Below are 18,705 nucleotides of genomic sequence, written 5' to 3'. Positions count from 1 at the left end.
TTCACTGGACACCTCCGGCGAATTTTCGCTTTCTCAAATTTTCAAGGACAGGTGCCACGGAGCCATCATTTTCTGGTGTCGTCGAAGCGATTTCGCGCTCCAATTCGCGATTTATGATGGCTGTTTCATTTAGTGAGGTCGTCACATCATTTAGCAGATCAAGCGTCCGTTTGTGCTCGGCATCGGCTTGTTTCACGGCTTCTGCATTAGCATTGGCGACGTCGACTGTGAACTTAAGCTGAGCATTTGCCAGAGCAAGCTGTGCGTCGGATTCGGACAGTTGAGATTTCAGGTGTAAAATATATAGCCAGCCAGCAATGAGGATGGCTGCTATTAAAAGGCCGACGATGATGCGGATGTTGGAGAGGAATGGCATTATTCCTCTCCTTTGTTTTCCGACCCGTCATCTCGACGTCGCTTGAAAGCCAACCCGAGTATGTTGGTAAAGAAGCTTGGAAAGCCTTTTGATGTACGGAAATCCATGTGACCGACACCCATATAGATTGCGAGCAGAGCCACCACCCACGGGCCGAGAGCGTCAACGATGGCGGCGGTATCTGGATTCCGAATGAGCAGGCCAACGCCTGCGATCCCGAAGAGTGCCCCCAAGCTTGCGATAGTGATCTTTTTTGAGAATCGGCGAGTAATCTCTTTTTCACTGCTCATGCGGACACCTGCAATCTTGCTTGAAGACCAGATGCTTCGGCTATCGACAGAAGCATCTTCATGCCCAGCTCATGCCCGTTGCCTGTGCGAATTTTGCGTATATGGCCGTCTCTAACGGAGGGATATCGCGTTGCTATTTCAGCAGCTGATAAATTATTTTGCTTGATATGATTTTCGAGAGCGACGACCAGATCGTCCTGAAGATTTCTGAAGCTGGCGCATCGATATGAGAATGGAGAGATAGGTCGGGCCATTATTTCGACCCTCCCTTTATTAAGTCTGCGTATTCGGACTTAGCATCGAAGCTCGGACAGGCTTTGCCTTTATCGAAGTCCCTGTGGCCAACGAGGGTTGTTATTTTGTATTTTTGGACGAGGTCGCCCAGAAGTTTGCGCAGCGCAACTTTCTGCTCAGGTGTCCTAGTATCCTTGGGCTTCATCGACGCGTCACAACCGCCGACGTAAACAACACCAATTGATCCAGAATTATGGCCCGCTACGTGCGCTCCGACCTGCTCAACAGGACGACCATTGTGGACAGAGCCGTCACGGTAGACAATGTAGTGATATCCTATGTCTTTCCAGCCATTATCTCGTGTATGCCACATTCGGATGGTGTTGACGTCTACATCGCGGCCTTCAGGGGTAGCTGTGCAGTGAACTACTAAAGTATTGATATTTCGCATAAAATGGGAACTCTTAATTTATGTTCCCATTTTGTTCTATCGTGATGTAAGTTGCAAGATTTTTCTTATGCAGCCATCATCACATGAATGCGGTCGCCCATTGCTTGGCAGCGGCCATCAGCAGACATCAGGAGCAGTGTACGTTTTCCGTTGTGATATTGTACGATGTGCGCATGCGCCCACGTCGTTGGCCCCTTGTTGTATCCTTGGTCGAGCTTCGCAGAGACACCCGAGACATAAGCACCCTCTGATATCGATGGCGTATGAGTGTGTCCGGTGGACGTGCGAACACCAAATCTTTTGAACTGGTTCGGTGATCCCCGACTTCCAGAAATCCCTAGATCACCGTGTAACCCGCATTCTATGCCATCGACCTGATATCCTTGTCCTGCGCCGACAAATTCCACGGAATCAGGAAGATTTGCTAACCGCAGGCCATATTCGACGACATTAAAATTGTCATTTCCAGCGCGTATCGCTTTGTGCCAGGCCGAGTTCAAATCGTGCCAATAATATGCATTTTTGACGTCTCCAGCCCCGTCAACATTTTTAAGCCAGCGAGCAAGCGCATTGTCGTGATTGCTCTCAACGACGACCGTCGTGCAAAAATCACGAGTGCACGCTGCTATAAAATCAGAAGCTTCTTGCACCTCGGCCTCGACATTTTCAGAACCATTGGCTGACACCAACGCCATCACGTGAGGATCAGCCAAATTGTGATGGTTTCGACGGCGAAAATCTAGCGTGTCGTGGAAGAATTGGATTTCTGGCTGAAGGCCGTCCAAAATGTTGATGTTGTTCAATACCTGCTTGGTTTTCCGGTCATATCCGAAGCTCGCGGCGGCAATCGTGGCGTCGAGCTGTTCATGATGAATATCGCCCCAGCTGATAGCCCGAACACGCTTATCGCCATCGCATTTTCCATCCATCACAAGCGTATTCAGATCCTGAAATGATCCATCGTCGTCGGCCGAAACTGGTCGTAAAAAAACTTCGCCATCAACATCAATTTCAACGACCGTGAAACCAAAAGTATGATGAAAAATGCTCTTCTGACCCGCCGCTCTGGCAGTGTAATTCGGCATTGTGACGGTGCCAGTCGAGATTGCAAAACGGGGGTCTTGGCCCTGTAACCTTGGGATGCTCTGTAGTGCAATTCGAGAGTGAGGAACGATGACATGACCACCATGGTTTTGCGTCAGCCATCCATTTAATGGATTAGCAGTCGTCGGAAGAACATTAGCACTCCCTAAATAGAGCAAATCAGGCGTCAGTTGCACGCGGTCGTGACAAAGATATTCGTGAATGGCAGGGTCATAAACATTCGCCGACGCGGCATGATCTTCAAACAGCCCCAGCTGGTATGTGTGTCCCCCGATCACGATATGAGCGCCTATATAAGCCGCATAAGCCTCCATATTTTTCAGGAATTCGGTATGCACGGGAGTGTCGTCCTGAGCCGCCGAAATTAGGAAGCGATGGACAACTCCAGGTTCCAGATCAGCTTGAATCGTCGGCAATTCTTGTATGCGTGGAGCTTTCTTTTTCGCAGGTTTTTCGTCTTCTGAGGGGGCCTCTGAGGCTTCCGAAGGCCAAATCTTTTCGACTGCTTCTGCTGCGGATTTTGGTGCTTCAGGCTTATTTATGGAAAGCCAGATTTTGCGAGCAGCGTAGAAAGTAAGTTCACATGCTGTAGCAACATCACGTATCGAGTGTCCGCTTTTAAATAGTTCTTCAGGTGTTTTACGTATTTCAATTTCCATATCCAGTTGTGTAGCTAGTTCACGTTCAATATGTTGTTTCATTTTTCTACTTGTCATTTTGAATTCCTTTCGCTCAAGTTGACAAGTAATTATTTGGCGTATTCATGATCAATACAAACACTTTTTTTAATAAAATCAATTACTTATCGTAAACTTTGTTGACATTCTTAGATGTTACAAGGAGAAAACAGGTAAATTAAATTCCGAAAAATTTCTTGGCGGCGGGTAAAATAATAGCAAAAGCTACTGAGAAAACCGCCGACAATGCTGCTATGTAAGCTTTGTCTTCTCTCCTTTTCGCTTTCAATTCGGCTACGTCGGCCTTGATTACAGCAATTTCGGACTGCATTGACGTCGTGCTTTTAATAAATGTATCTAGCTTTTCTTCCATCCTGGCTTGACCTCGGATGACTTCTAAAAGCTCTTTTGACGGAAAATCTGTTGTCATAAAAAATGGTCTCGTGAATATAATTGGATAGTTTACGAGACCACGCTCAAGTGCAAGATTCTATAAAAAAATCCCGGACAAAGCCGAAAGATCTCTGTATATGCGCTCTCAAAAAAGGAGCCGCATATGAGCATCGATCTAGTGAAAGTGAAAATTACAGACGAAGAAGCAGAGGAACTGAAGACGCAGTCAGAAATCACTTCGCTACCTGAAGACGGTCTTTATCTTCTTTCTGCAATCGAGAAAGCCGTCAGCTTGGGAACCGTAAATGCGGATGACATGCTGTCAGGTCAAGACATGCTGATTGCAATCGCCGAAAAACTTGAAAATGAATCTGACAATCCTGCAGTTCTTGCGGAGCTTGTCGAGAAAATTCGTCTCATGTCTGATTACGCGACGACGAGACTGGTGCCCATCGAAATCCCATAATCATAAAGAGCTGCGCACAACATTCGTAGCAACTATGGCGCTCGACAGATCACATTTTTCTGTCGAGCCCATCACCAATTTCGTTGACAAGCTATCTCTGCGTCGAGCGCTGCTATCTCTTATAGAACTCCTGGTCGGCTGAGCTATACGATCTCGACGAGCTTGATCCTGCGCTTGCAATCTCATCGCATTCATAGCACCGAATAATTCGCTCGAATTCTCGATTTCCATATCCATAATCGTTCTCCTCTAGCTTCCGATAACTGCTTCGCGAGGTAGCCAAATAGGTTTACAAGTCACCGTCAGATTTCGCGTAAGCAGGTCTTCTTCTCGGATCGGATCGACGTCCAGCTCAATGCGCGTCGGCAGACCTTCTATGATCGCGACTGGATCTTGTTCATAGAGCGCAGAAGACTTCTGGAACGCGTAGTCGTTGACGACGTCCACAAAATGCACTTGCGCACGCAGAGCTGATGCGTTGGTCGGCTGAGATGCTGATGTTGCTGAAAGTCTGTACGTGATCAGACCCGTCTGCTCCTCGCCTGGTTCGGGAACAGGCGCTAAAGAACCGTCACCGAGGTACGCCAAAAGCGTGATTTCAGCGTATCTTTTAGCGCCAGCGGCGACGAGCTTGATGCTCGAAATCTTCGACTGCACTGTGCCTATTTTTCTATTATAAATTCGGCAGAAATCTCCGCATTTCATTGATCTCGCGGCTGACCATTCACATTGGAATGAGATTTCCAAGCACCGCGCACGGACATAAACACGGCGTTGAAGCATACGGACTGCGTATCTGACTGCGCGAGTTCCACGAGTTGAATCAAAAAAACGAGCAGAAATCGGGTTGATAGCAGCGCGCTTTTCGACTTGTACGAACGACGAATAAGAGAAGATCGTGGACGCCGTATGCGCCGTTATACAGCGCCATTTATGGCCATTATAAATGACTTCGTCGCCTACTTCATATTGCATCGGTTCCAGCGTGGTCGGATCTTCGAACGACCACAACGGAGTCGACGGATCGAGATTCAAAGGCGCTAAATGGATGACATCGGCCGTTTCATTCTTGTCGTCACCAAGAATTTCCTGTTGCGCCACAGGCATCGATATCGTCAGTAATTCCTCTCTCTGCTGTTGAAAATCGTAGCCAAGTCGTATCTGAACGCCGACCGTTGCGGCTTGCATAAGTACCTGACAACCCAGCACTTTATCATCATTTAAAGCGTATTTTTCCAACCCCACATCAAATGAATCCAGAATGGAATGTTGGTTGAAATATTGAATAGCGCTCTCGGCGACATGCCAGCCAGTGTTTTCCCCGACTGATGTGCCTGGTTGCGGAAGATTCTGTATAAGGTCTTGCCAGCTGAAAGTGTCGACAGGCAAATTAACAGCAGGCAAAGACTGCACACCTTTGGCCTCTTGCGTCCATGATGCGACGACGCGAAGGCGCGTTTTTGCACGAGGTGGATTCCGCAGTGTGACTTGCAGAGTAGTCTCAAAGCCATCTGAATCGATGACATGTGTAGCTCCACCCGTGACAATGCTGACACGTTCAATTGCCAGTGTTTTCCGATCCCAACGCCAGAACTCCAGACGGCCAGCAAGCGCACTCATGGGATCATCTGAGGCATCACGGCTATGAAAAAGTGCGTCGTACGTCTCGAATTTCTCGCGGTCGTCTGGATGTCCGTATGGATCGTACCCATCGATTTCTCCAGTGCGCAAAGCATTAGCGGCGGCTTTCAAAACAACATCTTCGTCAGGCGGTACACACTGAAATCTGAGCGTCAAAGTCTGTTGACCGAGTTCGGACGGCACAGAGATTACGCGGCCACGAGCGAGTTCCACGGGCATATTATCGGAAGCTAGCTTTTCGCTTAGTACAGCATACCGCTCGCTACGGCCGAGCCCAATTAAGCCCAGACCAGGATTCGGGATTTCAACCTCGAATCCGCTCGTGATTATGTCGCCTTCTTCTTGCTCAAAAATCGATCCGCGTATGCAGAATTCGTCTTCGCGAGCATGAGAAATTGGATCAAAAGGTGTGTTGTAAGCAGGGAGCCAAGACAGAAATAACATCAGTTATCCTCCTGCCAGTCGAGTCCGCCAATTTCTTCAGCGGTCAGGCTCCACTGCACCGTAGCATTTTGCTCGTGCGTTGATGACGACCATGGCTCCGTGACAAACAAATCGATCCATGGGCGATAAAAAATACGGACAGTTTCGGTCGCTGGCGCGGCCAAAGTGACGACTTTATTCCAGACAGTAAACGGCACGGGTTCAAAATTCTTCGTCAGGCAACGGATAGATGTATAGCCCGTTTCATCTTCTTTATACGGATAGCGAATAAGCGTTCTCGACTGAGCACCTGGCTGAATAGCATCCGAAAATTCACATGGTGGAATTATTGTGAAAGTCGACCCCGGCCACATATGTGATAGCGCAGGCGGGCGCATGTCGTCGGACGATGAAATAGTACATTGAAACAATTTGAATTCATCGGCTGCGAGATTTCTGGCTTGGCCGTTCCATGATCTGACTATGTGACCTGAATCTTCGATAGGTGAAAAATCGACAGTCAGGCCGAGAGCTGTCTGCCATCCGATTGCGAGATCATCAGAAATGAGTGTCGTTGTTATTGGAAAATCGGCCATCAGTACCCCCCTGTTCTTTGCATGGAATAAAGGGTTTGATTCATTTTCCGAGCAGTCAGCGGGTCGGTTTGAAGCGTGCCGAGACTGCGGTCATTCAGCGTCAAGTTTACGTTTACGGTTTCCGTAGAAGCCTTTGATTTATCGTTGCTTTCTTTGATGCCTTTAAAGTAATCTAGATCAAAATCGGAAAGTGGAGATTTCCAAACATCAAGCACACCGCCAGGCAAAAGATGGGCATCTTCAAGCCCCATTTGAGTATTAATTCCCTGGCTTCTGTACCAGTCTCCCTGCCTTTTTCGGTCGTATCGAGCAAAAGCTAGGTCAAAATCGGCATCATATAATTTCTTTAATCTTTTTTGCTGATCAGTCTGACGAGCTTCTGCGGCTTCTTTCATTCCCGATAATTCGTAAACTTTTTTGCCGCCGTACCAACCTATTAATCCTCCGCCGACTGCGGCTACACCGAGTATTCCAGCCCTTGCTCCAAGACCAAGGGCACCCGCAGCGCCAGCTCCTACAGCAGAACCAACGCCACCGACTGCTGATGCTCCACCAGCTGCTGTCGCGATGCCTGCGATACCCTTTGCTAATGCGCCGCCGCCGCCCATAGCAAAAAGCGTTCCAAGGACTTTCATGAGCTGACCAGCAGCCGTCGAAGCAAGTCCAAAAAGCCCAATAAATTTGGTCATTCCGACGAACAAAAGGAGGGTCGTCACATCGAGACCGAACAGGTCAGCGACGGGTTGAAGCAGTGAATGGATCGCAGTCAAAACAGTTTTGACCATCTCCAGCGCTTGCATAAAATCTGCGCCGAAGGCCTTGGCTTGATCTCTTAAATCATTAAGCCATTTGAATTGAGAAGCATCTTGTCCGGTCAGAACAGCATACAAATCTTTGACAAATTTGATCGCGACAGCGATGCCATCTCGGATCTTGTTGAGCCATTCAAAACGTGAATCATCGCCGTCCCAGAGCTTTTTCAGCTCACCGTACATGTCAGATATGTACTTTCGAGCGCCTTCCAATTTCTCAAAAAGGGTGTCGAGCCAGGGTGTTTTGAATCCCGTTCTCTTACCTTGAAAAACAGCGATAATATCGCTGACAAGATTGCGAGCGTAGACAAACCCGTCTTTCAGAATCCCAGCAATTCGCTCGCGATAGCTCACCATGAATTCTGTCATGGCGTCTGTGGATTCCGTCAAAAGCGGCAAGACTTCACGAGCTACAGCCATCTTCACACCGCTGATCGAACGCCTGAAATTCTCAGCAGAAGCTTCATAAGCTTCCCCGATCTGCGTGTCCTGCTTAGTAACAACGCCGCCCAGACGCTCCAGCTCTTTGCGATAAGCTTCAATTGCCGTGCGTCCGCCTTCCAGTAAAGGCACCATTTTAGCTCCAGCGTCTTCACCAAAAAGTTGGATTGCAAAGCGCAGGCGCTGTGTCGGGTCGTCAACTTTCTGCATCGCATCGGATAGCGCAAGTAGGCCTTCCATGCCGCCTTTTGATGCTTTCTCAACGTCCAATCCGTATTTTTCGAGACCGAATAAAGCCTCGCCAACTGGGCCAAAAGATTTCTTCAGAGTGCGCTCAGCTTTCTCAAGCTCAGCGAGCTGCTGGCGCAATCCATGTACAAACGTCTGCGTCTGGAGGTTATTGTTTTCATACGGAGCCGCGCGCGCGATGTAGTTTTCGAGCTGACCTTTTCGCTCTTGTATGCCAGCAAGTGACGACATACGAGCTTGACCGACAGCGTCACCTGCCGACGTCAGACCGCCGATATCGCCTGCGCGAAGTGAGAAAATGGCATCTTTTCTGGCATTGGTTTTGAAAGCAGAAAATTCATCATTTGCTTCAGAAATCTTCTGCCTGATGCCGAGAAATTCATTGCCTATTTTCGCGAGGCCTTTCACGATCTCATCGCCTGGCACGCCTTCGCCAGCGCCAGCAAATCCAAGCACTGACAGATCCTCAGGAGACACACCGAGTGCACGGCTCTGCTTGGAAAGCTTGTCCCACTCGACAGAAGTATCTTTGCTCATTTTTATGGCTGCGGCTGACACCGTGGCGAGTGCGCCGACAGCCGATGCGGCACCGATGGAAATGGTTTTAAAGGCTGTTTCAGCGCCAGTTTTCAGACCACCGAAGCCGACCCTTCCGACTGACAATGATGCAGATTTAAGCGTTGCGAGTGAACGTTTGGACTTCTCGATATCTTTCTGGAATGGCTCTAAAGCCTTTGCGCCGCTCTGCTTAATATTATCAATGGAATTCCGAGCGCTTTGCTGAAATTTACGAAAGCCGGATGTGACCTCGGACATTCCTCCGAGGCTGAATTTTGTCTTGATTTCCGGCGTTACGTTAGACATTCCTTACAAACTCTTCCCAAACTTTTTTATCTCCGCTTTGTGCTACCAAGAACGCTTCAGCCATCTGAATTTGTTGACGTTTTTTGTCACTTCGGAGAACTTTCATTCTCATTATCAACGCGCGCGGTGAAAGATTTAAGCCCGAATTTCCGGTCTGATTCTCGTAGCTGATGGCGTCTTTCACGAGACCAACAAACACCCCTGTAAGATTCAGACCACCCTTTCGGCGCGGCGGCGGAAACGTCACTTTTTGGGAAAGATTGTCTGTAGAGCCGCCGTGATTTTCGTAAAAAAATCTTCGAGTGATCCGTCGCCCAAGGTCACTTTCACGGATGAAGAGAAGAGCGCTAGCGTCAAGTCGTCTGGCTTCTGCGTGATTAATTGTTCGAAAGCTAGATCGCCCTCTTTGCCAGCTGCACACGAAATAAAAGCAGCGGCGGCCTCGATGCCAGAATCCATGAATACGCTGATCAAAGACGGCTGAAGCTCCTCAGGCAAAAGATTGCCGTCTTTATCCAGTTTTGGCTCAAACAGATCGATGAGTTTTGGAAAGCGCTTGACGAGCCTTAGGCACTCAAGAATAGTTACCGGACGCAGTCTCGTAGTCATTCCTAGTATTTCTACTTCTTGATATGAATGGTCTACTGCTGTCAATAAATCATCGATTGACTTAACATCTTGCTTTACTATAGCATTCATTAGTATAACTCCTTGTAATATTTAATGAATTATTAATTTAGACGGAAATCTATTTAACTACCGTCTTTGTAATTTTTTATACTGCTTTTGGGATCGAACGGATCGTGCCGTATGAGTTTTTGTTAGAAGTCGCGTAAACCGACCCCTGAACAGTAAATTGGTTCAGCTGTTCGGTGCCGAATGCAGGCACTGCACCGCTCGGGCGCAACTCAACATCGTGGTAAGTCTGTTCGAATTCCTCGCCGTCTCCAGATTCCGAAGTCACGCCGATAAACACGAGTTCACCGCGCACGCCTGCTGTCGACATCAGATCGAGATCCAGGAGGCCTTCAGATTCTGTGATAGCTGGCTGTGTATACTCGCCGATTAAATCGCCTGTGAATCCTTCAGGAAGTGCGACTATCTGCAAATATCCAGCCCGATGAACGGTGTAGTGCACATCTTCAATTAGCTCATTCGCGTCGCCGTCAGAAACACCAGTTACAACAGGTTTAAAGCCAGGAATCTTAATCGCATCGCCGACTTTGGCATCTGGAATCGTAAAAGCTCCATTTGTCACTGCTGCCTGAGTAAGCAGACGTCTATTTGCCATGAACAGGATTTCATATCCGATATCCGTCCAGCTCTCGCACGTAAAACTAATCTGACCGTCTTTCGTGGTCACGTACTTCTTGATGAGGCGGCGGTCGCCGAATTCCTGCGTGTATGACTCGATTTCGGTCAAGTTCGGCGTGAATTCCATAGACGCTAATGCGCCCAGGTTCACATATTTGTCAGTACCCTTTTTGCGAAATATGAGCTGACCGCCACTGACGCGCTGCTTATCTAAAATCGGCTGTAATGCTAATGTTGCCATTTCGTTCTCCAAAAAATTAAACAATGGTTGTTGGATCGGTATCTGTAGTTCTTACAGAACATGAAAAATTGAGTGTCTGAATAAGCATCAAGCCGTCTTCGGTCGGCTGTCCTGTCGGCTCCGCACTGCCGGAGTATCTCCAGAAAAGGAGCTTCCCGACGCCGATAGCCGAAGGCTTAGCAAGCGTCTTCTCAACTAGCACAGACAGCTCATCAAGTGTGTCTTCTGCGTCAGAAGTTTCTTCATGTATGCCGACAGTTACGGAAATCTGCATGTCACGCTGAAGTTGTCGATGTCCCGGTGTTCCGTTAGAGCCAGAAACAGCGACGTTTTCAGCAACCGAGACGATTGCTAATGGAAAATCTGTTCTCTGAAATTGTCTAAGCATACGACTTGCAGAATGAGCAGACGCGAAGTCAGGAAGCGCCTTAAGCACTTCAATAACTCCATTTCGTATCTGCGTCTTCACATGCGTCATCAGCGAATTTTCTCAGCAATTAATTTTATCTCTAGCTGAGCGTAACCGTCGCTTTTGCAAGATTCTACTTCGTATTTACGACCGTTGATTTCCAGTTCGTCGCGATTAGAAAACAACAAATCCAGCGATCCATTCGCACGCTCCGGAGCCAGCCTTTTCGCATCTTCTATGAGTACGAAAGCCGTTGGCCGAGCTTCTTCTACTTGCACTCCGGCCGCATCGATGGGCGCATAAGCATCATTAAAAATCAGCTGAATCGGCTGCGCAATATCTGCATCGTGCTGATGCCAATAATGGTTACCGCGTTCTCTGAAGATGCAGTTAGCTGTGCGTGCAAGGGTGCGGAAAGCGGGATGTTTGCTCATTATGCGACATCCAGATCGATGATATCTAAAGCTACACCGAACGGCGTAACCGTGGGCTGGATAGCTACAAGCACGCGGTCGGCACTTAAGCGTATCATGTCGAGCCATTTTCCTCTGGCCGCCGCCCAGCTCAGCGAATATGCAATATGATTAGCTTCTGAAATCACACCTGTGTCAGTATCGACATCGAGCTTTACAAGTTTCCCAGGATCGGTATCGACTGGCCACGAGCCTGCTACAAGCGAAGTTTGATCATACGGTGTGCCTGAAGTTATAGCGCTTCCAAGCGCGCCAGCTGATGATGCGGCTCCGAGGATCATCGGTTGACCAGAGCTGTCGATAGCCACCGATATCGCTTTTTGAATACCAGAAGACGACCATGAAATTATCGCGAGCGCAGGCGAAAGTGCGAATACAGACACACCGCCGTCAGGTGAACTACCCATGAAACTGGTGTTTCCGAGCAATTTTGTTGCGTTATCGTTTGCTGATAAGACACTTATTGTAAGTCGTGCAGTATGATCTCCGAGGACTGCACCTGCGGATGCGACGATGTATTTTTCGCCGCCGAGGTAGTCATAGGACGGTGAAACTCTATTTTCAGCCGACATCGCAAGGCTTGTTTCGAGATGCGAATTTTGACTTTGACCCGTCGAAAAACGTTGAATCCAGAGGCCAGAAATGTCTACCGGATTCGAAGAACTCGCGGCGATATATATAGACATAGCTGATGTCGATGCGAGAAGCGGAGCACGAGAATTGTTTGACGGATAAACAGAACCTTGGCCGGAAAAAGCAATGGGTGCTGTAGCTGCTATTAATGTTGCATTTACACTTCCGGTTGCATAATAAACTTCAACAAAATTTTGTGTGAGCGCTCCTATTGAACTTCCGTTTTGCAATGATATTTTCGCAAAATCTTCGGAAACAACAGCGATTCCAAGCACTTGAGCGCCTGTCAAAACGGTAATATTTGTTTGCGCAACGCGTGATAAAACACCCGATGCCAATTCAAATATTTTTATCGTCAAAATTGTAGATGACTTAGATACGAGCATAAATCTGGTTGCCGACATAGCAACAATTTTTGCGGTATTTGACATAGTCAAAGATGTCAAATTTTCTGTTTCATGATGTCTCGTAACAGATGTATATTTTTCCCAATCTTTACTTGCATATGTAAAAGCAGGAAAAGGCGGAAGTCCTGGGTCTTCGTAAGAACCGAAGGGGTGTGTCAGTCTTTCAAGTTTTTGAATACGGCTATCAACGCTTGCAAAATTAGAATTTACTTTTGCAAAGCCGTCGCGTGTGCTTTCGGCGTCAACAGAATTTGGACCACTTCCAATATTTATGCTTTGAATAGTCATTATAAAAATCTCCTAATTATTCAGTTTCCGGCGATGCCGAAGTCAATCCTTGAGTGATGAAAGCCGTCGACGACGAATACCTCGGCGTCCCACTCTCTATAACCTTACCTTCCAATGCATCTAATCTGTTTACAATGTTTACAATCGTGGTCGCCTGCTCTGAAATAGTTGTTTCTGCTGTTGAAAGTCTGTTTGTCACATCTGCAAGATTCGACTGCAAGTTTGATATTATTGTTGCTTGTTCTGACACCGTAGATTGCAAAGCAATCACACTATTTTCGACAGAAATGACGCGACCGCTAGCACGCTCAAGAGCTGCCGTTTTCTGGAAAAGTTCGGGCAAGTCATTCGCGACTGAACTATAACCGTTGCCTGAGCTTACAAGTTGCCCATTTACCGAAAGCGGTTCTGATTTCGTGTACGATTTTGCATTTTTACCAGCAATTCCAAGTGCTTGAGCAACAAGATTTGAAGATACAACTGACACAGTACGGTTGGCTGGCAGTACTTCTATGAGTGTGCTACCTGCATAAAGTCCGATGTTCATAAACGTGCTTGCGCTTTTTGCAGCGAGTGCTGCGCGCACGTTTACAAAAACTGTATTGACGGTATCAATGGGTTGCACGGGCACAGATATTCCACCAGTAACGCCTGTAAGCGTAAAAGCAAAGGAAGCCGCCGCCGAAAGACCAAGGCTTTCCATTGTGCGCGTTAATTCGATAGCTCCAACATCACCGATAATTCTGCCAGTATAACTAAAAACTTTGTTTTTTTGGATTACACCGTCGACTTCTTCCTCGCCGCTATCGCCGCCTTCAAGTGCGTCTAAACGCTCAGTCACTGGCTGGAGAAGTTTGTTGACAGAAGCAGATGCAAACTCGTTTTCTATAGCTAGTAGAACGAGATCAACTCCGGTTACAACGTCAGCTTCGGGAAAATCTTCAGGTGTAAGAGAAACACCACCTGAGCCTCCGCGCGGTAGTATCGGATTCAGCATCAGGAACCCGCCTTCAATTGCTCGATCTCGTAAGCTAGTTTGCTTGTGAGCAGATTCAGCGCGTCGATTTCCTGTCGCTGAACATTTATGAGAGCTTCGATACCTTCCTGACCTCCGACGTACGGGCTGTATCGAGAGATAGCCGACACATCTAAGCCAGAAGAAAAGTTTTCGACAGCTTTGTAAGATAGAGATTTACCTGACAGACCTAAGACCTGAGCTATCTTGCCGCCTGTGATACTGATTTCGTGATCAGTCCAAGAATTTGAGCGTACTTCCAGACGCACTCCGCCTGCAAAATATTGAAAAAAGCAGTCGGGTATTCCCGCAGTATTCAGATTTCCAAGGATATTCGGTACGTCCAAAAATGGGCCAGCCGTTATCGAAAATGGCGTACCATCAACGGTGATTTCAAAAGTGTCCGTATCAGTTAGATAGTTCGAAAGATCGGTGTTTTCCGACAGTATATTTCCCGTATTATCGGGAAATATGTATCCCGTGTTGATAATCATTGGCTGATCGAGCAGCGGCAAACTTGCAGATCTGGAAGCAGCAGAAGCCGCTGCTCTCGCATCTAGAGAAAGCCGCTGAATCTGCTTATCTACAGTACCTTGCAACGTCCAAATATCGGTATCACGAAGCGAATACGGGACTTCTACAGCTGTCGAAATAGCACTTTGTCCGGCAAGCCCGAGGACATACCAAAGATGCTGGAAATCTGGGAAACCTGGGGTCGGAAAAACGAGGCTGTCGCCTCCGCCGACTTCAAATCGGATCTGGCCGCCAAACAGCTCGACGGTGTAGGAGACACTATTCATCGACGCGATGTCGATGAATTTCATCAAGATGTCGTTCATCGTGTCAGTTGCAACGAACTGTATTGCTCGGTCGACGCCGTTTACTTGGAAAACATAATCGCGCTCGGTGACACCGTAGTCAGCCAATTTCGAATTTTGAGAAAGCCAATTATTTGGCTGACCGAAGAGCCAAGCTGCTGTGTAATCATTCCTATTTTCATCGACGAGAGCAAAACGAATATCGCGAAGTACTGTGATTTCTTCGTCGTGTTGTGACACATTTATATGCAGAGTCTCAACGTCAGATGCGACATTTGATATTTGGATTTCAGAATCCGATACGCGAAGCTCGACGTCTGAAAAAGTGTTTTCCAGATTCGTCACACGGCCTTCGAGAGCCGGATCTACGCCGCCAGATGTCGATTTTGGTAAAATCGGATTCAGCATAGCTTAGCCCTCCAGAATGTATACGAGAGCTGATTTCTCGGCTGAAAAATGCAGAGTGCAACCTGCATCCACGGAGAAGCTGAAGTATGCGCCTGCTGTAAGTGGCATGCCGAAATCAGGAGTGAAAGGCTCGCCAGATTTGTCTGTGTAAAACAGAATGTCGGATGTCGCATAAATCTGGATGAGCGTCGTTGAATGGGCGACCGTATGATCAGCAGGTGATGCAATATCTACAGAAATTTGGCTGACATTCATGCTTACAGCTGATGGAGCTGGATGCGCAGGCATGCCACCGTTTGGCGCAATAGCGGTCTTTACAACAGGTATGGTCATCTAAAAATCTCCTAAAAATATCGGCTCCGAAATATGAAAGCCGAAGGCAAGAAGGAGCCACTCGCCCTCGGCCTGATGCCCGCGCTAGGAGGAGAAAGCGCGGGGAATGGCAGATTATTTCTGCTTGATGCGAACGATGGCGCGAGGAAGAACAGCATAATAAATTGCGTTCTGCTCAGTTGCGAGGTCTACGCCACGGCCGAAAGGCATCGGCTCCGACATCATATAAAGCGGTAGTCCAATCGTATTGGCAGCTTCCATTGTGTCTGCAGGTGCAAAGCGGCTCTGGAAAAGATTTGGCGAATTCGGCACAAGATAGCTTTCGCCTTCGGTGATGAATTCCACATCCCCGACCTGGTTGTTATGATAGCTGATGACCTCGATGTCGTCGGCGATCATGAAGCCTTTGCGATTATCAGCGCGCAAGAATGCCCCATCCTGCCAACGCTCATATGCCGCCACGACGCTCGGATGCGAGGTAATGGCTGAAAAAATCGTAGGAGTGCAAACAAGTTTCCAACCGCTATAAAGCAATGTCCCACCGATGGCTTTTTCACCCTTGCGCTTAGCAGCGATGAGTTCATCACGAAGATTGATAGACACATCGGTGAAATCGATATCGTGCGTGTTGCGAGATACCTTGAATTCCTGATGCCAATCGTAAATTACTGAGCCATCAGCATCGCGCAGGATACCCGAGATTGCACCAGCTTTGGCGAATTCCTCGGTCACGTCATGATTATCACGCATCGAAACGTACTTTTCAGCAAGCTTCGCTTCGACGGTTTCAAAATCACTGGATGAGCCGAAAGCACGAACGCCCTGGACTTCAGTTGCCTTAATCATGTCGTAGTGCGGGTAATGAGGAATAACGAAAGAGCGAGCCTTACGCTTCGGATTTGCCTGTCCCTTACCGATAGTTCCTCGAGCCGCTGAAGGAATAACAGCAAGACGACCCTCTAGCTCTTCGACAATGATCGAAGTTGTGTTCACACCCTGACCATTCCAGTTAAACCAGGTTCCCAGCTGGTGAGGCTTTTCAGGAATCATGTTCACAGCGGACGTCAACGACGTGAAGCTGAAGAGATCGCTATTAAAAATGTTTGCGAGATTACTCATAAAATTTCTCCAAGTATCTGTTTTGTTTAATTATTAAATGGTGTCGCGAACCTTGATGCCCTTGGCTGCCAAAAGCGGTACGACATCATCGACGTCGATAGAAGCATCGAGCACGAGTTCGGAATCCTTAACCTCGGCATCGCCCGTGATAGCAGCGGCATCAGCATCGCCGAGCGTTGCGTCTGTGAATCTAGCGACAATTGCTAGATTGCCAGCGAGACCATCATCTCCGTCATCGAGATTTGTTGCGGTCGCAAGCTCATATTTTCCAGCGAGCAGGACAACTATAGAACCAGGCTGATAAACGGCGGTTGACTGCTTCAAAGTGATGGCATCGCGGCTGCGAAAACCGTTGGCTTCGGTGAGAAGAAAAGCCTCATCTCTCGGCGTCATAATTAATTCAGACATTATAGTTTCTCCAAATTGATTGCGTTAAATGATCAGGAAAGGCCCCTTACTTGAGGCCATTCCTGCGTGCGTAGATTGCTGATGTATCGAGCGTCGGAGCGACTGAACGCTTACGCGGTTCGATGTCGGATGCTTTTGAACCGAAATCCGAAGTCGCAGAACGAGCTGCTATGGCATCACCAACAGCTTTACGGATCTTTGAGGATCGCGTTCCGAGCTTTGCTAAATCAGTGACGAGCTGGCCGAGGCCATAAGACTTAGCTACGGAGCGAATAGAACGAATTTCCTGTTCTTCCTTCTCTTCATCCTCGTCATCAGCACGCTTCTTGCGTTCGTCCTTGGGCTCATCGTCGTCGTCGTCATTGCGCTTCTTGCGCTTGCGTTGCTCCTGGTCTTCGGCATCATCTGCACGAAGCTTGCGAGCACGTTCAATGAGTTCTTCAGGTGCTTCATCACCGAGTTCAGCAACCGCATCTTCAACAGCGACAACAGCTTCTTCGACAGCCGCAACCGCGTCTTCTGCAGTCGTGATCAGGTCTTCAAGAGTGGATTCATCCATTTTTCTTTTCTCCAATTTTCGTTTGTTTCGAGTGGAATTTTTGCCCTTCGAGGCCGACTTCTTCGGCTTGTTGCGGAAGGAAATCGTCGGTGTCGGAATAGTACGACCTGCTGACCGAACCGACGCATTCGGGTCAGCTCCGACAGCTACAAGGGAAGCCTCATAAAGCGTCCACGAGGTCGCATAAGCAACGGGTACGTCGCCTTCGCGGTGTTCGATTTCGTAGGCGTTTACGCCGTAGCCTGCGCTAATCTGGTTGTAGTGGCCGTCATTGATGTCGCCGATGAGGTCGGCATTCCGGCTGTTAAGAATGGCTGTCCCGTGGACTTCTGTTCCGACCGAACGGACATCATCGACTTTGCCGAGAATGGTATTCACGCCGGAAAAGGTGTCGTGACAGTCAACAAGAGGCATCCCGACAGTGCGGCTGAAATCCAAACCTGAAGCGAGAAGGATTTCGTCGACTTCTATATATGCGTCGGCGGCATCTAGCTTCGGCTGGTCTGGATTTCGAATGGACGTCCGCACAGGCGTCTCTGTGCTGATGACGATGCCAAAAGATTTCTTGTCGACATCAACGGAAGCAGGCACGCGAGCGAAGGCCCGTGTGCGCAGTTGTCCCTGATTTTGCTGAAGTTTCTTCGGCATTCATCGTCCCAGAAATTGTTATCTGAGATGATGATGAATGCCGCTTCTGCAAGATTCTACTTCGAATTCTTAAAAAATCGGGACTAACAAATTAAGTTGTAAACTATCAGCGTTCGGCTGTATCTCTACATGTGCTAGCATTATCGGGGGAAGTATGCGCCTACAATTATCCATTTTAACAACCTGCGTCATCTCAGTCTTATTCGTGCCGGAGTCAAATGCGGATTCATATTTATGTATTTCTGAAGCGTCCGGTGGGGTTGCGTTAAATAACGGTAAGTGGATCGGAACGTCATTCAGAGTCAATGATGAAAAGTATATAATCACATCTAAAGATAACCGAAATTATTCCATCAAACTTATTGGAGATAATAGTAATTTATTCACTTGTGAGAGAGCTTCCACGGGAGGAGAGCTCTCAACCCGTATTATTTGTGGCGGTCTTGGATATGGCGCGATATTTGATTTCACAACTAATAGATTTCAATATTACTACAGTTTCGGCTTTATAGATGGACAGGATGATGGAAAAAACACGCCGTCAATAACTGTTGCAAAATGTAGTGAAATTGAAGTGAATTAATGAGACATCAACTTACAGGGAATTCTGGGCTT

22 protein-coding genes are annotated in these 18,705 nt (G+C 47.8%); 2 read left to right on the top strand and 20 right to left on the bottom strand.

Features of this window, described 5'->3' with window-relative positions:
- Position 1: 1 nt before the first annotated feature.
- The 6 genes from OPR82_RS05625 to OPR82_RS05605 form a co-directional block, all read right to left on the bottom strand.
- Positions 2–376: a hypothetical protein gene (locus OPR82_RS05625; RefSeq protein ID WP_265983525.1), complete on the bottom strand. Its 375-nt coding sequence runs from the start codon at positions 374–376 to the stop codon at positions 2–4.
- Positions 376–666, bottom strand: a complete 291-nt coding sequence (locus OPR82_RS05620) for a hypothetical protein (protein ID WP_265983523.1) — start codon at positions 664–666, stop codon at positions 376–378. Before OPR82_RS05620 ends, OPR82_RS05625 begins: the two co-directional genes overlap by 1 nt.
- Positions 663–920, bottom strand: coding sequence for a hypothetical protein (locus OPR82_RS05615; RefSeq protein WP_265983522.1), 258 nt, complete (start codon positions 918–920; stop codon positions 663–665). The genes OPR82_RS05620 and OPR82_RS05615 overlap by 4 nt, the downstream gene beginning before the upstream one ends.
- Positions 920–1,351, bottom strand: a complete 432-nt coding sequence (locus OPR82_RS22760) for an N-acetylmuramoyl-L-alanine amidase (protein ID WP_407673212.1) — start codon at positions 1,349–1,351, stop codon at positions 920–922. The genes OPR82_RS05615 and OPR82_RS22760 overlap by 1 nt, the downstream gene beginning before the upstream one ends.
- 65 nt (positions 1,352–1,416) lie before the next feature.
- Positions 1,417–3,171 (bottom strand): hypothetical protein, encoded by a 1,755-nt coding sequence (locus tag OPR82_RS05610; protein ID WP_265983519.1) that lies wholly within the window; start codon positions 3,169–3,171, stop codon positions 1,417–1,419.
- Positions 3,172–3,310: 139 nt separating this feature from the next.
- Complete coding sequence (locus OPR82_RS05605; RefSeq protein ID WP_265983517.1) at positions 3,311–3,562, bottom strand: hypothetical protein; 252 nt, start codon at positions 3,560–3,562, stop codon at positions 3,311–3,313.
- Between the two features lie 126 nt (positions 3,563–3,688).
- On the opposite strand from OPR82_RS05605, the gene OPR82_RS05600 reads away from it, so the two are divergent.
- Complete coding sequence (locus OPR82_RS05600) at positions 3,689–3,991, top strand: hypothetical protein (protein ID WP_265983516.1); 303 nt, start codon at positions 3,689–3,691, stop codon at positions 3,989–3,991.
- 249 nt (positions 3,992–4,240) lie between these two features.
- Here OPR82_RS05600 and OPR82_RS05595 read toward each other — a convergent pair whose 3' ends face one another.
- From OPR82_RS05595 to OPR82_RS05530, 14 genes are all read right to left on the bottom strand, one after another.
- On the bottom strand, positions 4,241–6,076 hold the full coding sequence (locus OPR82_RS05595; protein ID WP_265983514.1) for a carbohydrate-binding protein: 1,836 nt from the start codon (positions 6,074–6,076) through the stop codon (positions 4,241–4,243).
- The gene (locus OPR82_RS05590) at positions 6,076–6,651 is read right to left on the bottom strand and encodes a hypothetical protein (RefSeq protein WP_265983513.1); all 576 of its coding nucleotides are present in this window, start codon (positions 6,649–6,651) and stop codon (positions 6,076–6,078) included. The genes OPR82_RS05595 and OPR82_RS05590 overlap by 1 nt, the downstream gene beginning before the upstream one ends.
- On the bottom strand, positions 6,651–9,017 hold the full coding sequence (locus OPR82_RS05585; RefSeq protein WP_265983512.1) for a phage tail tape measure protein: 2,367 nt from the start codon (positions 9,015–9,017) through the stop codon (positions 6,651–6,653). Before OPR82_RS05585 ends, OPR82_RS05590 begins: the two co-directional genes overlap by 1 nt.
- Before the next feature lie 243 nt (positions 9,018–9,260).
- The gene (locus OPR82_RS05580) at positions 9,261–9,716 is read right to left on the bottom strand and encodes a hypothetical protein (RefSeq protein WP_265983511.1); all 456 of its coding nucleotides are present in this window, start codon (positions 9,714–9,716) and stop codon (positions 9,261–9,263) included.
- 76 nt (positions 9,717–9,792) lie between these two features.
- Entirely contained in the window at positions 9,793–10,572 is a 780-nt protein-coding gene (locus OPR82_RS05575; RefSeq protein ID WP_265983510.1) for a hypothetical protein, read from the bottom strand.
- 16 nt (positions 10,573–10,588) lie between these two features.
- On the bottom strand, positions 10,589–11,050 hold the full coding sequence (locus tag OPR82_RS05570; RefSeq protein WP_265983508.1) for a hypothetical protein: 462 nt from the start codon (positions 11,048–11,050) through the stop codon (positions 10,589–10,591).
- Entirely contained in the window at positions 11,050–11,415 is a 366-nt protein-coding gene (locus OPR82_RS05565; protein WP_265983506.1) for a head-tail joining protein, read from the bottom strand. The genes OPR82_RS05570 and OPR82_RS05565 overlap by 1 nt, the downstream gene beginning before the upstream one ends.
- Positions 11,415–12,782 carry a hypothetical protein gene (locus tag OPR82_RS05560; RefSeq protein WP_265983505.1) on the bottom strand — a complete coding sequence of 456 codons (1,368 nt, stop codon included), beginning with the start codon at positions 12,780–12,782 and terminating at the stop codon, positions 11,415–11,417. Before OPR82_RS05560 ends, OPR82_RS05565 begins: the two co-directional genes overlap by 1 nt.
- 16 nt (positions 12,783–12,798) lie before the next feature.
- Positions 12,799–13,779 carry a hypothetical protein gene (locus OPR82_RS05555; RefSeq protein ID WP_265983504.1) on the bottom strand — a complete coding sequence of 327 codons (981 nt, stop codon included), beginning with the start codon at positions 13,777–13,779 and terminating at the stop codon, positions 12,799–12,801.
- A complete protein-coding gene (locus OPR82_RS05550; RefSeq protein ID WP_265983502.1) occupies positions 13,779–15,023 on the bottom strand; it encodes a hypothetical protein in 1,245 nt (414 codons plus the stop codon). Before OPR82_RS05550 ends, OPR82_RS05555 begins: the two co-directional genes overlap by 1 nt.
- Before the next feature lie 3 nt (positions 15,024–15,026).
- Positions 15,027–15,356 (bottom strand): hypothetical protein, encoded by a 330-nt coding sequence (locus OPR82_RS05545; RefSeq protein WP_265983501.1) that lies wholly within the window; start codon positions 15,354–15,356, stop codon positions 15,027–15,029.
- Positions 15,357–15,470: 114 nt separating this feature from the next.
- Positions 15,471–16,475 (bottom strand): major capsid protein, encoded by a 1,005-nt coding sequence (locus OPR82_RS05540; RefSeq protein WP_265983500.1) that lies wholly within the window; start codon positions 16,473–16,475, stop codon positions 15,471–15,473.
- Between the two features lie 33 nt (positions 16,476–16,508).
- Entirely contained in the window at positions 16,509–16,883 is a 375-nt protein-coding gene (locus OPR82_RS05535; protein ID WP_265983499.1) for a head decoration protein, read from the bottom strand.
- 46 nt (positions 16,884–16,929) lie between these two features.
- Positions 16,930–18,090 carry an HK97 family phage prohead protease gene (locus OPR82_RS05530; protein ID WP_265983497.1) on the bottom strand — a complete coding sequence of 387 codons (1,161 nt, stop codon included), beginning with the start codon at positions 18,088–18,090 and terminating at the stop codon, positions 16,930–16,932.
- Between the two features lie 154 nt (positions 18,091–18,244).
- On the opposite strand from OPR82_RS05530, the gene OPR82_RS05525 reads away from it, so the two are divergent.
- Positions 18,245–18,673, top strand: a complete 429-nt coding sequence (locus OPR82_RS05525) for a hypothetical protein (RefSeq protein WP_265983495.1) — start codon at positions 18,245–18,247, stop codon at positions 18,671–18,673.
- Positions 18,674–18,705 lie beyond the last annotated feature (32 nt).

The sequence above is a fragment of the Ochrobactrum chromiisoli genome (assembly GCF_026241335.1).
Taxonomy (GTDB): domain Bacteria; phylum Pseudomonadota; class Alphaproteobacteria; order Rhizobiales; family Rhizobiaceae; genus Brucella; species Brucella chromiisoli.
This window is presented reverse-complemented; position numbering and strand designations above follow the sequence as displayed.

Coding starts and splice junctions, on each gene's coding strand:
- OPR82_RS05535 (WP_265983499.1), bottom strand. CDS start 16,883: ATGTCTGAATTAATTATGACGCCGAGAGATGAGGCTTTTCTTCTCACC.
- OPR82_RS05590 (WP_265983513.1), bottom strand. CDS start 6,651: ATGGCCGATTTTCCAATAACAACGACACTCATTTCTGATGATCTCGCA.
- OPR82_RS05545 (WP_265983501.1), bottom strand. CDS start 15,356: ATGACCATACCTGTTGTAAAGACCGCTATTGCGCCAAACGGTGGCATG.
- OPR82_RS05525 (WP_265983495.1), top strand. CDS start 18,245: ATGCGCCTACAATTATCCATTTTAACAACCTGCGTCATCTCAGTCTTA.
- OPR82_RS05600 (WP_265983516.1), top strand. CDS start 3,689: ATGAGCATCGATCTAGTGAAAGTGAAAATTACAGACGAAGAAGCAGAG.
- OPR82_RS05615 (WP_265983522.1), bottom strand. CDS start 920: ATGGCCCGACCTATCTCTCCATTCTCATATCGATGCGCCAGCTTCAGA.
- OPR82_RS05610 (WP_265983519.1), bottom strand. CDS start 3,171: ATGACAAGTAGAAAAATGAAACAACATATTGAACGTGAACTAGCTACA.
- OPR82_RS05585 (WP_265983512.1), bottom strand. CDS start 9,017: ATGTCTAACGTAACGCCGGAAATCAAGACAAAATTCAGCCTCGGAGGA.
- OPR82_RS05620 (WP_265983523.1), bottom strand. CDS start 666: ATGAGCAGTGAAAAAGAGATTACTCGCCGATTCTCAAAAAAGATCACT.
- OPR82_RS05530 (WP_265983497.1), bottom strand. CDS start 18,090: ATGCCGAAGAAACTTCAGCAAAATCAGGGACAACTGCGCACACGGGCC.
- OPR82_RS05565 (WP_265983506.1), bottom strand. CDS start 11,415: ATGAGCAAACATCCCGCTTTCCGCACCCTTGCACGCACAGCTAACTGC.
- OPR82_RS05555 (WP_265983504.1), bottom strand. CDS start 13,779: ATGCTGAATCCGATACTACCGCGCGGAGGCTCAGGTGGTGTTTCTCTT.
- OPR82_RS05575 (WP_265983510.1), bottom strand. CDS start 10,572: ATGGCAACATTAGCATTACAGCCGATTTTAGATAAGCAGCGCGTCAGT.
- OPR82_RS05605 (WP_265983517.1), bottom strand. CDS start 3,562: ATGACAACAGATTTTCCGTCAAAAGAGCTTTTAGAAGTCATCCGAGGT.
- OPR82_RS05540 (WP_265983500.1), bottom strand. CDS start 16,475: ATGAGTAATCTCGCAAACATTTTTAATAGCGATCTCTTCAGCTTCACG.
- OPR82_RS22760 (WP_407673212.1), bottom strand. CDS start 1,351: ATGCGAAATATCAATACTTTAGTAGTTCACTGCACAGCTACCCCTGAA.
- OPR82_RS05560 (WP_265983505.1), bottom strand. CDS start 12,782: ATGACTATTCAAAGCATAAATATTGGAAGTGGTCCAAATTCTGTTGAC.
- OPR82_RS05625 (WP_265983525.1), bottom strand. CDS start 376: ATGCCATTCCTCTCCAACATCCGCATCATCGTCGGCCTTTTAATAGCA.
- OPR82_RS05580 (WP_265983511.1), bottom strand. CDS start 9,716: ATGAATGCTATAGTAAAGCAAGATGTTAAGTCAATCGATGATTTATTG.
- OPR82_RS05595 (WP_265983514.1), bottom strand. CDS start 6,076: ATGTTATTTCTGTCTTGGCTCCCTGCTTACAACACACCTTTTGATCCA.
- OPR82_RS05550 (WP_265983502.1), bottom strand. CDS start 15,023: ATGCTGAATCCGATTTTACCAAAATCGACATCTGGCGGCGTAGATCCG.
- OPR82_RS05570 (WP_265983508.1), bottom strand. CDS start 11,050: ATGACGCATGTGAAGACGCAGATACGAAATGGAGTTATTGAAGTGCTT.